General features: G+C 72.5%; 9 protein-coding genes. 3 read left to right on the top strand and 6 right to left on the bottom strand.

What is annotated here, in order from left to right:
* Window positions 1-167: 167 nt before the first annotated feature.
* Complete coding sequence (locus tag B7C62_01470) at window positions 168-584, bottom strand: ATP-binding protein (protein ID ARF76929.1); 417 nt, start codon at window positions 582-584, stop codon at window positions 168-170.
* A gap of 397 nt (window positions 585-981) precedes the next feature.
* On the bottom strand, window positions 982-1,851 hold the full coding sequence (locus B7C62_01465) for an alpha/beta hydrolase (GenBank protein ID ARF71070.1): 870 nt from the start codon (window positions 1,849-1,851) through the stop codon (window positions 982-984).
* 335 nt (window positions 1,852-2,186) lie between these two features.
* On the opposite strand from B7C62_01465, the gene B7C62_01460 reads away from it, so the two are divergent.
* Together B7C62_01460 and B7C62_01455 are read left to right on the top strand one after the other, a co-directional pair.
* Window positions 2,187-5,696, top strand: coding sequence for a DNA polymerase III subunit alpha (locus tag B7C62_01460; GenBank protein ARF71069.1), 3,510 nt, complete (start codon window positions 2,187-2,189; stop codon window positions 5,694-5,696).
* A 5-nt stretch (window positions 5,697-5,701) separates the two neighbouring features.
* The gene (locus tag B7C62_01455; GenBank protein ARF76928.1) at window positions 5,702-6,757 is read left to right on the top strand and encodes a hypothetical protein; all 1,056 of its coding nucleotides are present in this window, start codon (window positions 5,702-5,704) and stop codon (window positions 6,755-6,757) included.
* Window positions 6,758-6,989: 232 nt separating this feature from the next.
* Here the strand turns inward: B7C62_01455 and B7C62_01450 are convergent, their stop codons facing one another.
* Window positions 6,990-10,019 (bottom strand): alpha-amylase, encoded by a 3,030-nt coding sequence (locus B7C62_01450; GenBank protein ARF71068.1) that lies wholly within the window; start codon window positions 10,017-10,019, stop codon window positions 6,990-6,992.
* Window positions 10,020-10,272: 253 nt separating this feature from the next.
* Here B7C62_01450 and B7C62_01445 point away from each other — a divergent pair, with 253 nt between their 5' ends.
* Window positions 10,273-10,689 carry a thioesterase gene (locus B7C62_01445; GenBank protein ID ARF71067.1) on the top strand — a complete coding sequence of 139 codons (417 nt, stop codon included), beginning with the start codon at window positions 10,273-10,275 and terminating at the stop codon, window positions 10,687-10,689.
* On the opposite strand, the gene B7C62_01440 is transcribed toward B7C62_01445, so the two are convergent.
* The 3 genes from B7C62_01440 to B7C62_01430 are packed head-to-tail and all read right to left on the bottom strand — an operon-like array spanning window position 10,679 to window position 13,331.
* Window positions 10,679-11,599: an SAM-dependent methyltransferase gene (locus B7C62_01440; GenBank protein ID ARF71066.1), complete on the bottom strand. Its 921-nt coding sequence runs from the start codon at window positions 11,597-11,599 to the stop codon at window positions 10,679-10,681. The genes B7C62_01445 and B7C62_01440 overlap by 11 nt on opposite strands.
* Entirely contained in the window at window positions 11,548-12,216 is a 669-nt protein-coding gene (locus B7C62_01435) for a hypothetical protein (GenBank protein ID ARF71065.1), read from the bottom strand. The genes B7C62_01440 and B7C62_01435 overlap by 52 nt, the downstream gene beginning before the upstream one ends.
* Entirely contained in the window at window positions 12,213-13,331 is a 1,119-nt protein-coding gene (locus B7C62_01430; GenBank protein ARF71064.1) for an isocitrate dehydrogenase, read from the bottom strand. Before B7C62_01430 ends, B7C62_01435 begins: the two co-directional genes overlap by 4 nt.

Raw genomic sequence — 13,331 nt, 5'->3', positions numbered from 1 at the left:
TCGCGGCGCTCGTCCGACGGGCCTCCGGGGCGGGGCGGTCCCTCGGCACTCCGGAGCGGGGCGGCCCCACGGCGGGGCAGGGGCTCCCGGTGGAGCGCGGTGGCCCTTCGGCGGAGTGCGCGGTCTCCCGACGGAGCGCTGTGGCCTCTCGGCGGAGTGCGCGTCTCTCAGCGGAGCACGGTGGCGAGGATGATCTTCCCGCCGTCCGCCGACCCGCGGACCGTGACCTCCTGGGCCAGCCGCTGGACCATCGGCCAGCCGAAGCCCCCGGTGCGGCCCGTCAGGTCCGGCGTCCGGTCCTGCGGGTGCGCCGGGCTCGGATCGGCGACCCGGACATGGACGCCCGTACGGTCGGCGGTCAGCCGGAGCGAGGTGACGGACCCCGCGTGCCGGAGGGCGTTGGTGACCAGCTCCGTGACGAGGAGCAGCAGATTCTGCACCACGTGCGCGGCCGGTGCGGGGTTGAGCAGGGCCACGAAGGAGCTGATCGCGTCCCGTGCGTCGGCGGCCCTCTCCGGCCGGCACACGAAGTCGGTGCGGGTCTCCCCGTCCGGCGAGAGTGTCATCAGCATGCGGTCGTTCATGGCGGTCACCCCGTCGCGTGAGCTTTCTGGCTGACGTGCGCGTACCCCCGTAACCGGATTTCATGGACAACGACCCTGGGGCGGGAGTGACGTCCCCGCTACGGTTTGTTCCCCCTCCTCCTCCGGACCCACGTCTTCTCTCGTCGAGAGCTCTGCGTGCGCGACCGCTGTGCTGTGCTGGGTGTGGTGGCCCAATGCTCGACTGTGTGTAGTGACTCATGGGCCCGAGGTACTCCCGCTCTCCGGCGAGGGCGATGCACTGAGGCGACGGCATCAGCGCCCCCGTGCCCTGTTGAGGGCTCTGAAGACCGGCGTCGGGGTGTCGAGCTTCTTCTGCGGCGTCGGCGCCAACGGGTCGGAAGCCTTGGCTCCGGCAGCACCTCGGCCCGGCTGCACATCAGCGTTCGGTGTGGTCCAGGATCGCGGCAGCGAGCGGCCTGTGTACCTCACGTGGGAGTGCGTGCCCCATGCCGGGGATTTCGATGATGCGTGCGCCTTGAATCGCCTGGGCGAGGTGGTGGGGGTGCGGCGGCGGGAAGACTGGTTCGGCGGGAGCGGAGATGACGAGAGTGGGCACTGTGGCCTGGGCGAGTTGTTCGGTGCGATTCAGGTCGGACGCGTCGGCGCGGGCGTGCGCGGTGCTGGTGGCGTAGTGCCCGGTGTGCTCGATGACCTTCAGCTCCAGGGCGCGCGCGTAGTCGGCGTCGAAGGGAAGCCGGTCTCCGCCCAGGAGGCGCCCGTGCTCGACCCGCCGTTCCAGCTCCGCTTCCGGACCGAGGTCCTCTGCGGGACGGGACCACATCTCCAGCAGGCGGGGTGCGATACCGGGGAGCTCCTCGGGCGGGATCGGGGTTCCGTTCGGCTGGACGTACGGGACGTCGCTCAGCGCGCTCGTGCCGATCAGCGTCGCACTGAGCAGCCGGTCGGGATGGTCCGCGATGAGGAGTTGGGTGAGCATCCCTCCCAGTGACATGCCCACTATGTGGGCGCGTTCGATGCCGAGACCGTCCAACACCGCGATGGCGTCTTCCGCGAGTTGGCTGAGGGGATAGGGGTGCTGGTCGAACGCCCAAGTGGAGCGACCGGTGTCGCGGTGGTCATAGCGGATCACGCGACGGCGGGAGGCGAGCATGTCCACCAGCTCGTCTGGCCAGCCCAGGCCGGGCGCTTGCGCTCCCATGATCAGCAGGAGTGGGGGCGCGTCTGTGGCACCCCGGTCTTCCGTCCAGAGGCGTACGCCGGGTGCTGCGTCGATGAAACGTTCCATGGTGTTCCTCCAGGGCGAATCCGAGGCTAGACGAGACGTATCGTATCGCCTCCCCAGGGGGCATTGCGAGCCCGGACGGCCTGCTGCCCGGACCCGCACGGTTTCATGGTCGCGAAGCGGGCCCGGTGGCGGCAGGGGCCCCGCCGTCGGCGGGGCGTTCGCGGTGCCGCTCCTCGCTGAGTAGATCCATCTTTGTGGCTTTTATCTTCTTTGCTTCGACTCGATCATTGAATCGAACTAATATGCGAACCTGGGGGTAGGATGCTTCCCTCGATCGGTAGCAATCGGGATGACACGGACGAAGCGAGGGGGAGCATGAGCAGCAGGAGGTGTGTATGTCGTTTACGCACCTCCATGCGGCCAGCGGCTATTCGCTGCGGTACGGGGCCAGTCATCCGTACGCGCTGGCCGAGCGGGCCGCCGAGCGGGGTCTCGATGCCCTGGCGCTGACCGACCGGGACTCCCTGGCCGGTGCGGTGCGTTTCGCCAAGGCGTGTGCGGGGGCCGGTGTCCGGCCGCTGTTCGGTGTCGACCTGGCGGTGCCCGGCGTACCGGCGTCCGGTCCGGTGCCGTCGAAGCGGCAGCGGACTCCTGCCCGGGGCGGTGCGTTCGTCGCGGAGGCGCCGCAGCGCGCGGTGTTCCTGGCCCGGACCGAACGCGGCTGGGCCGAGCTGTGCCGTCTGGTGACGGCCGCCGCCGACCAGGGCGTCACCTGGGAGGACCTGTCCTGCCCGGACGGCGAGCTGTTCGTCCTGCTCGGGGCGGACTCCGAGGTGGGGCAGGCGCTGGCGGCGGGGCGGCCGGACCGGGCCGCGACCCTGCTGGGCCCCTGGCGGGAACGGTTCGGCCGGTCGTTGCGCATCGAGACGTCCTGGCACGGGCGGCCCGGCACCGGGCCGGGGTCGCTCCGGCTGGCCGCGCGCATGCTGGGCTTCGCCACCGAGCAGCAGGTGGTCCCTGTGCTCACCAACGCCGTGCGCTACGCGGACCCGGACCGGGGCGAGGTCGCCGACATCCTGGACTCCGCCCGCCTCCTGGTGCCGATCGACGCCCGGGACGCGTCCCGGCTCGACGGCGGGCAGCGGTGGCTGAAGGACGCCGGGGAGATGGAGCGGATCGCCGGGCGGATCGCGGAGGCCGCGGGCGGCCGGAGCGGGGACGGGCGGCGGCTGCTCGCGGCCACCGAGGAGACGGCCGAAGCGTGCGTGGTCGATCCGGGTGGCGCGTTCGGGCTCGGCCGGCTGAATCTTCCGGAGCCCGAGATCGTCGCGGGCGGCGGACCGGCGGACCGGGTGCTCGCGGACCGGTGTGCGGCGGGCATGCTCGGCCGCGCCTACCACCGGGACGGCGAGCGCTGGGACCGGCTGGAGGAGGAGCTGCGGATCATCGCCGGGCACGGCTTCGCCGGGTACTTCCTGACCGTCGCCGAGGTCGCGGCGCAGGCCCGGCGGCTGGGCGTGCGGGTGGCCGCGCGCGGCTCGGGCGTGGGCTCGCTGGTCACGCATCTGCTGGGCATCAGCCCGGTCGACCCGGTGGCACACGGTCTGGTGATGGAGCGCTTCCTGTCCGAGCACCGCTCGGCCCTGCCCGATATCGACCTGGACGTCGAGTCGGCCCGCCGCCTGGAGGTCTACCGGGCCGTACGGGAGCGGTTCGGGGCCGGCCGGGTGGCGACGCTCGCCGTCTACAAGACCTACCGGGCGCGCGGGGCGATCGAGGTGGTGGCCCGCGCCCGCGGCATGGCCCCGGACGAGGCGGCCCGGCTGGGCAAGGCGTTCCCGCACATCCGGGCCAGGGACGTGCGGGCCGCGCTCGCCGAGCTGCCGGAGCTGCGCGAGGTCGCCGCCGAGGACCACGGCCGGCTGTGGGAGCTGGTGGAGGCGCTCGACGAGCTGCCGTTCGAGGCGGCCATGCACCCGTGCGGGCTGCTCGTCTCCAACGGCCGGCTGCTGGAGCGCACCCCGATGGCGCCGACCACCGTCGAGAACATCGCCATGTCCCAGTTCGACAAGGAGGACATCGAGGACACCGGACACCCGAAGATCGACATCATCGGTGTGCGGATGCAGTCGGCGCTCGCCCACGCGGCCGCCGAGATCGAACGCGTCACCGGCGAACCCCTCGACCTGGACGATCCCGCACAGGTGCCGCCGGACGACCCCGCCACGTACGACCTGATCTCCTCCGGGGACACCCTGGGCACCTTCCAGCTGGAGAGCCCGGGCCAGCGGGAGCTGGTACGGAACCTGCGGCCGCGGTCCTTCGCCGACCTGGCGCTCGACATCAGCCTGTTCCGGCCCGGACCGGTCGCGGCCGACATGGTGGAGCCGCTGATCAGCGCCCGCGAGGGCCGGAGCGTCACCCGGTACGCGCACCGCGACCTGAAGCCGATCCTGGCCGAGACCGAGGGGCAGGTGGTCTACCACGAGCAGGTCATCGCGATCATGGTGACGATGACCGGCTGCGACCGGGGCACGGCGGACGAGGCCCGCCGCGCCCTGTCCGTCCCCGAGCGGCAGGGCCGGGTCCGGGCCTGGTTCGCGGACCGGGCGCGCGGGCGCGGCTACTCGGTCCAGGCCGTACGGGACGTATGGAGGACCCTGGAGAACTTCGGCAGCTTCGGCTTCGCCAAGGCGCACGCCGCCGCCTTCGCGCAGCCCGCCTACCAGTCCAGCTGGCTCAAGGCCCACCGGATGGCGGCCCTGCTCGCCGGGCTGCTCACCCACGACCCCGGGATGTACCACAAGAGGGTTCTGGCGGCCGACGCCCGGCGTCATGGGGTGCCGCTGCTGCTGCCCGACGTCAACCGCTCCCAGGCCGCACACATAATCGAACTGGTGTCTGGTAAGTGGGGGGTGCGGATCGGCCTTTCGCAGGTGCGCGGCATCACCGAGGCCGAGAGCGGACGCATCACGGGCGGACAGCCGTACGCCTCGGTCGAGGACTTCTGGGAGCGTGCCCGGCCCAGCCGCCCGCTGGCAGAACGCCTCGCCCGGGTCGGCGCGCTGGACGCGTTCGGCTCCCGCCGCGAGCTCCTGCTGAAGGTCGCCGAGCTGCACCGCTCGGGGCGCGGAGCCGCCGGCTCCGCCGCCGGTCAGCTTCCGATGGCGGGCATGGGGAGCGCGGAGAACCCGGAGCGGGCCGACGGCCCGCAGGGTGCGGGAAGCGCCGGTGCCGGGCCGGACGGCGATCCCGTCGACGCCACGGGCCTGCCCGTCATGGACGCGTCCGAACAGCTCGCCGCCGAACTGGACGTCCTCGGCATGGACATCTCCCGCCACCTCCTCGACGAGCACCGCTCCCTGCTCGCCGACATCGGAGCGACCCCCGCCGCCGGCCTTCCCGGCATCCGGCACGGCACCACCGTGCTCGTCGCCGGAGTCAAGGTCGCCACCCAGACCCCGCCGATCCGCTCCGGCCGCCGCGTCATCTTCGCCACCCTCGACGACCCCACCGGCCTGTCCGACCTGGCGTTCTTCGAGGACAGCCACGCGCGCTGCGCCCACACGGTGTTCCACAGCGGCCTGCTGCTCGTCCGCGGCACCCTCGCCCGCCGCCCGCCGCGCGCCTTCAGCATCACCGGCACCGCCGCCTGGGACCTGGCCGAGCTGATCGACCTGCACCGCGAGGGCGGCCCCGCCGCCGTCGCCGACCACCTCACCCGCCCCGGGCCCGCCTCCCGCCGGGCCGCACCGCACCGCACCCTCACCCAGCCCAACGGCTACGCCCTGCACCCCTGGGCCGACCTCCGGCCGCCCGGCACCCCCGCCTCCTCGGCCCTGCCCGTCCTCGACGCGCTCGACGGGCGGTCCTTCCACCATGCGAGCCCCGGAAGCGCGGGGTGAGGGAGATGATCCTCCACCTGCACTTCGGTGCCCCGCAGCCGGAGCCGGTGTACCGCCGACTCCTGGACCTGGTGGGCGAGTTCACCCCTCTAGCCCAGGCCCTGCCCCCGGACGCGGCCCTTGCCGACGTGTCCGGGAGCACCCGCTACTTCGGCCGCGACGCCACCGGACTCGCGGCCCTGATCCGGATGCGCGCGGCCGCGCTGCACGGCCTGGACCTGACGGTCGGCATCGGCCCCAACCCCCTCCTCGCCCGGCTCGCCGCCCACCGGGGCGAGCCCGGCGCCATCCGCACCGTCCCGGACGACCCCGAGGCCGTCACCCGGTTCCTCGCCGGGTTGCCCGCCGCCGCGCTGCCCGGCGTGGGCCCGGCCACCGCCCGCACCCTGGCCTCGTACGGACTGCGCACCGCCGACCGGATCGCCGCCACCCCCCTGCTCACCCTCCAGCGCATCCTCGGCGCGGCCGCCGGGCGCGAGCTGCGCGAACGCGCGGCAGGCATCGACCCCACCCGCGTCACCGCCGGTGCCCCGCCCCGCACCCTCGACGCCGAACACTGCTTCGGCCACGACGAGCCCGACGCGGCCCGCCGACGGGCGGCCCTGACCCACCTCACCGAACAGCTCGGTGCCCGCCTCCGCGACGAGCGGCAGACCTGCCGGGCACTGACCCTGACCGTCCTGTACGCCGACCGCTCCACGACCACCCGCACCCGGACCCTGTCCGAGCCCACCGCGCACAGCCCCCGGCTCCGCGCCGAAGCCCACTCCCTGCACGGTTCCCTCGGGCTCCAGCGGGCCCGCGTCCGCTCCCTCGCCCTGCGCGCGGGCGAACTCCGCGCCGCCGCCTCCACCCCCCGGCAGCTGGCCTTCGGCCCCGACGACGACCGGGCCCGCCGCATCGAGGCCGCGGCCGACCGCGCCCGCGCCCGCTTCGGCCCGGGCGCGGTACGGCCTGCCAGCACCGCAGGGATGACCGAGCCGGAGACGCGGACGCCGGGCCGGCTGCCTGCCGAGGGGGAGCGCCGGGGCCTGCGGCGAGGGGGAGCCCGGGCGGCGTGACTCCGGTGCCCCCAAGGGCGTTGATCGTGCGGGGTGCGCGCACCCCGCACGTCTGGAGCTGATCAGGTCCTGTCCGCGGCCCCATCGCCGGGGCCGAGAAGGGGCCGGGCGGGCCGGTCCCGGAGGCGGCCGCGCACCGACCACGACCCGCCGCACCGCGAGGAGTGCCTCCTGCGCACGGTGCGGCGGGCCGCGGAGTGAGCCCGGGCAACTCCGGTCGCGGGCCCGTGGGTTACTTCAGATACGGGCCCGCCGTGCCGATCTTCCCGGGCGCGGCGTTCTTCCCGCCGAGGTCCAGGACGTACACGCGCAGGTTCCCCTTGCCGGGCGCCGGGACCGTGAGCGTGCCGCCGCTCACCACCTTGGTGTCACCCGTGACGGCGTCCGTGTACGTGCCGTTCGGGATGCCGGTGTACGTGGCGCCCCCGGAGACCGTCACCAGCGCGAAGCTGTCCGTGCCGCTCGCCGCGTCCGTATAGCGCCGCTTGTACGCCATGGAGCCGCTGATGCCCTCCGTGGAGTACTGGCCCATCTGGAGCGCGGGCACGGCCCGCCGGATCTCGTTGAGCCGCTGGAGATGGCGGGCCAGCGGCGCGGCGAGGGTCTCCGCGACCTTGCCGGTGGCCGAGGACACCTTGCCGAAGTCCGAGGCCGTCACCTCACCGGCCAGATGGTCCCCGAAGTAGGCCCGTCCGGTCGAGGCCAGCGGGCAGCGGGGGCCGCAGTCGATCTGCTTCCCCTTCCGGAACTCGATCTCGGAGCCGTAGTAGAGCGTCGGGATGCCCCGGAAGGTCCACATCAGCGCCATGTTCTCGGCCCACGCGTCCGTGCCGCCCGTGTACCGCTCGCCGCTCTTGTTGGGCCCGTAGTCGTGGCTGTCGACGTACACCACGTTGTAGGTGGCGTCGTGGTAACTGTCGTCGGAGTCCTTGCCGTTGTGGAAGGCGTTGTTCGCGTCACCGAAGTTCATGTGCATCCGCATGTCGATGACGTTCATCCCGGAGAACCGGCTGCGGTCGGGCGCGTGGTAGGCGTTGCCCTTGAGGAAGGCGTTGTCGGAGACGGGTTGCGCCCCCGTGCCCTGCTGCTGCTCGTAGGCGTACATCTCCAGCGCGGCCTTCTCGTCGTCCGCGCTGTACTCCTTGCGCTCCTTCCATGTGAAGAACTGCGCGGAGTGGTTGACCGAGCCCCGGTTCCACTTGTCGTTGACGAAGGCGGCCACCTCACCGAAGACGAAGAAGTTCTCCGCCGCCTCCGCCCCGAACCGCTGGGTGACCCGTTCCTGGATCGCGGGCAGGAAGCGGCGGTTCCAGGTGGTGCGGGGGATGTGCACCGCCGTGTCGAGCCGGAAGCCGTCGACACCCATGTCGATGTACTTGTTGTACGCGCCGATCAGATAGTTCTGGACCTGGGCGTTCTCGGTGTTGAAGTCGGCGAGGTCGTCGTGTATCCAGCAGGAACGGGAGTCCTCGCCCTCCCAGTTGCCGATCCAGCAGTTGTGGTACAGCGCTTTCGGGAACATGCCCGAAGTGGGGCTCGGCCACTGGCAGTTGTAGATCCGGTAGCCCTCCGGCGAGGTGTGCCCGGTGGGGGTGCCCCAGCCCACGCAGGTGTTGCCCGTCGGCTCGGCCGTGGACCACAGGTCGCCGTTGTAGTACGACTTCCCCGACTTGGGCTCGACGGTGAGGCCGTCGTACGCGAAGCCGTCGTTGCGCTCGTCGTAGTACCAGCTCCACTGGGCGTCGCGCACCCCGTAGGTCTTCGGGGTGAACAGCCCCTTGGCGCCCCAGCGCGAGGAGTGGTTGTGGACGACGTCCTGGTAGATCTTCATGCCCTTGGCGTGGGCCGCGTTGATGAGGTCCTGGTAGGAGGCTCCGGCGGACTCCAGCCTCGGGTCGACCTTGTAGAAGTCGTAGCCGTGGTAGCCGTGGTAGTCGTAGTCCGAGCGGTTCAGCACGACCGGGGTGATCCAGACCGCGGAGAAGCCGAGCCCCTTGATGTAGTCGAGTTTCTGCACCAGCCCCTTGAAGTCCCCCCGGAACATGGGGTCGTCGTTGGCCGCGTTGCCGGACTTCTCGTGCTGGCTGCCGCCCCGGTTGTTCGTGGGGTCGCCGTCGTTGAAGCGGGCGGTGAGCACGAAGTAGATCGGGTCCTTGCGGGGGTCGGTGCCCAGGGGCGACCCGGCCGCCGGAGCCGTGGGCTTCTCGCCGGTGGTGGCGGTGGCCGGGGCGGAGGCGGCGGAGACGTTCCCGGCGGCGTCGAGCGCCCGTACGGTGTAGTGGTAGGCGGTCCTCGCCTCGAGCCCGGTGTCCGCGAAGACGGTCGATCCGGTATCGGTGACCAGCGTGCCCTTCGTGCCGCCGGTCCGGGTCACCTGATACTTCGTCACGCCCCGGTCGTCCGTGGCGGGTTCCCAGGTGAGCAGCACCGACACCCCGTCGGCCACGGCCTTCACGCCGGTGGGCGCCGAGGGCGCCTCGGTGTCCGGTTCCTCGGCGGCGCACGGGTCCTTCGCGGCCGTGGTCACCGTGCGGTCCTTCACCGTGGTGAGTCCGGCCGGGAGGGTGTAGTCGCCGCCGTTGTTGTTGTCCCAGATCCCGTTGCCGTTGTTGAACGCGGCCTGGAGGCCGGTGGCGCTGCCCAGGTCCACGGTCCGCTTCACCCAGCCCGTGCAGGCGGCTTCCATGCCGAGGCCGGGGACCGCCGTCCAGGCCCCGCCGTGCGGGCGGTAGTGGAGGTTGACCGTGGACCAGCCGACGGTCGACGTCGCGTAGTAGACGGAGGCGGTGTTCGGCCCGGTGGGGTCCGGCTCTCCGGGGCCCGTCCCCGTACACGGGTCGCTGTGCGCCACGGCCCCGTCCTTGACGGTGATGCTGCCGGTGCCCAGGTCGTAGTTCCTGCCCGCGTTGTTGTCCCAGGTGCCCGAGCCGTCGGTGAAGGTGGCCTTCAGCCCGCCCGCACCGCCCAGGGGGACGGTCAGCTTGACCCAGTCGGCGCAGGCCGCGGTCATACGGGTGCCGGGCACGGTGGTCCAGGAACCGCCGTCGGGGGCGTAATGGAGGTAGTACGTCGACCAGTTGCGGGTCTTCGTGGAGTAGAAGACGGTCGCCGTGGTTTCCGAGGCGGCGACGGGGGCGGTGGCCGGTTCGGCGACCGGCGGGGGAGCGGACTGCGGTACGGCGGTGAGGAGTCCCAGCAGCCCGGCTGCCGCCACCGCCGCCGCGAGCGGGCGGCCGGACGGCCGGTGAGGGGTGCGTCTCATACGTGTCTCCAGGGGAGGGGAGAACCCTGACGCGCCTCGGGGTTCGGCGGATGAACACGGTCGGGTGTGAACGATGAACACGGTCGGGTGTCGACACGGTCCGGTGGTGAACGTGATCCGGCCGAAAACTCTGCCGGAATGTTGCTGCAATCTCTTGCGGGGTGGAAGTTACCGGTGCATGACAGGCCAGTAAAGGGGTGCGGCGGGACCGGCCCACCGGAATGGATCACGGGGCGTGGGCGTTCGCACGGTCATGACCTTCTCCGTTGATGTGACCGTGCGCGGCTACGAGCTCGACACCCAGGGCCATCTGAACCAGGCCGTTTACCTCCAGTACGCGGAGCACGCCCGCTGGGAGCTGCTGCGGGCCGCCGGCCTTCCCCAGGAGAAGCTGCTGGCCGACGGGATCGGGCCGGTGGCGCTGGAGGTCACGGTGAAGTTCCGCCGGGAGCTGCGGGGCGGGGAGCGGGTGCGGGTCACCTGCCGCTTCGACTACGGCACGGGGAAGACGTTCACCCTGGAGCAGCGGGTCATCAAGGAGGACGGCACGGTGGCCGCCGAGATCACCGGAGTGGGCGGCGTGCTGGACCTGACCGCACGCCGCCTCGTCCCGGACCCGCGGGGCCGCCTCGCCGCCCTGGCCGACAACCCCGGCCTGCTCACCGGGTGAGAGCGGGAACCCCCGGTCGGCGGGCGAAGACCCACCGGTTGGCCGCCAGGCAGTCATGGCGCTCCGGCAGCGGTCCGCGCCCGTGGAGCCGGGTGAAGTCGAAGGGCGTACGGACCGTCGTGGACCAGCCCCGCGCGGCGAGGTCCGCGGCGGAGTCGGGCCGGGGCTCGCCGTCGAACAGGGCGAGCAGGTCGACGCCGATGCGCTCCTTCGCCTCGGCGTAGACCGGGCTGTCGCGGACGGCCGCCGACTCGACGCCGAGCTTCACCTCGTACGCGAGGGTGCTCCCCGCCCGCCCCATCCGGTCCACCATGTCGATAAGTCGCCGTTCGGCCGCCGACGGGAGGTAGAGGAGCAGCCCCTCCGCGAGCCAGGCGGCCGGTGCGGACGGGGCGAAGCCCGCACCGGTGAGGGCCGCGCCCCAGTCGTGGCGCAGATCGGCGGCGACGGTGACGCGGGACGCCCCCGGCGGCCGGTCCCCGGCGGGCAGGGCGTCCAGCACCCCGTGCTTGAACGCGAGGACCTCCTCCTGGTCGATCTCGAAGACCGTGCAGCCGGGCGGCCAGTCCAGGCGCAGCGCCCGGGTGTCCAACCCGGCCCCGAGCAGCACCACTTGACGCACCCCGCCGTACGCCTGCCGGAGCAGGTGGTCGTCGAGCACCCGGGTCCGCAGCCCGAAGTAGCGCCCCAGCCGCCCCCACAGCGGATCGGCCTCCCCGCCCGGAACCTCCTCCGGACGCACCGGCCACCGCGCCGACGCCCGCGCGGCGCGCACGAAGTGCTCCGCGTAGGGGTCCCGGGCCAGCGCGTCGGGGCGGTGGGTCTCCACGGCCCGCGCGGCGGCCACCAGGAGCGCGGTCAGACCGACGCCCCCGGCGACGCCACGGTCCTGCTGGGCGGTGTCCGGCACGCTTCCTCCTCCTCTCCGGGCCCGCGCGACCACACCTCCGCCTGGTCGCCGGTCGTGATCCGGGCCCCGTACAGCCGGCCCATGAAGCCCAGGATCTGCTCGTCCGGCAGGTGCAGGCCGGTCGTGCAGTCCCGCAGCACCGTTATGTGGAAGCCCTTCTGGAACGCCGTGCGCGCGGTCGAGTCCACGCAGACATCGGTGAACAGCCCGGCGAACACCAGGTGTTGCACGCCCCGGCCGACGAGATACCGCTCGAACCCCTCAGCCAGGAACGCGTCGAAGCAGGCCCGCTTGGTGAAGACCGCCTCACCCGCCTCCGGTTCCGCTCCGGCGGCGAACTCCGCACCCCAGGAACCCTCCAGGCACTTCGGCCGCTTGCCGAGCGCCGCGTCCCGCCGCCGCCAGCTCCCCTTCTGATGGCGGGTGTCGCCGAGGAAGCGGACGAAGACAGCCTCCGTACCCCGCGCGCGGGCCGCCGCGACGGCCCGGGAGGTGTTCGCCACGACCCTCTCCAGCCGCGCCGGATCGCCCGGATAGCGGGACGCGGCGAGCGGGCCCGCGCAGAAGTCGTTCTGGAGGTCGACGACGACCAGCGCGGTCCCGCCCGGCGCGGTCACGAGGCGTCGGCCCGTACGGACCGGGCCAACGGCACCCGGCGTAAGGGCTGTTCCGGCTCCAGGTCCGCCGACAGAGCCGCCACCAGGGCGTCCACCACCGCCGTCGTGGAGTGGCGCCCGCCGAGGTCCGGCGTACGGATGCCCCGCCCGGCGACGGAGAGCAGCGCCCGCTCGACCGCCTCCGCCGCGCCCACGCACCCCCCGTACCGCTCCGCGATCGCCGCCGCCGCCCGTACGGTCGCCACCGGGTTGACCCGGTCCAGCCCCTCCAGGTCGTCGGCGGACCCGTGCACCGTCTGGTACTCGGTCAGCCCGTGCACATCGGGGTGCAGGAGGACGTTCTCCGTGCAGCGGTTCTCCTGCCGGTCGGAGCCGAACCGGTCGAGCAGGACGACATGCATGATGTCGGCCCACTCGTTGCCCGCGACCACGACCGTCCGGTCCGGGAACCCGTGCGTGATCAGGTTCCGGTTCACCGTGTCCGGCTGGAAGAGCCCGACCGGCACCTCGTACCGGGCGGCGATGTCCGTGACCCAGGAGTCCAGGGCGCCGTCCAGCAGATGGAACTTGTACGCCATCACGATCCGCGCGGGACCGGTGTCCGGCCACTGCTGCCAGGCCCGGCCCACGGCGTAGGAGAGGACCTTCTCCGTGAGGTCCCGGCTGAACTCCATGGTCCGGCGGACCACCCCGTCCAGGTGCTGGTTCTCCCCGGTGTAGAAGCCCTGCGCCTGGTCGCGGACCAGCAGCAGCGAGGCCGCCGCCCCGTCCCCGGGCGGCAGGGCGTCCACCTTGACGGCCTGGAGCCGCTGCCGCACCAGGTAGAGGGACTGCGCGTTGACCGCCGTGCGGAAGACGGCCGGGGTGGAGAGCGCGGCCTGCGTGCGGCAGAACTCCTCGTAGTGCCCGGCGTCCTCCTCCGTGAGCCGGCGGACCCGCTCCACATCTCCTTCCGCCTTGAGCGACACATACGAGTGGTAGGTCCGGGGAGAGCGCACCACGCCGATCTCCGTCCCGTACAGCCGGGCCAGTGTGCCCAGTACGCGTTCGAAGACGGCGGCGACCTCTGGTCCCGTTCCGCGGCCCACAGCGAGTCCGATGACCGGTTTCAACAT

The sequence above is a fragment of the Kitasatospora albolonga genome (assembly GCA_002082585.1).
Lineage (GTDB): Bacteria > Actinomycetota > Actinomycetes > Streptomycetales > Streptomycetaceae > Streptomyces > Streptomyces stephensoniae.
The sequence above is the reverse complement of the archived record's forward strand: the minus strand, read 5'-3'. Positions and strand labels throughout refer to the sequence as shown.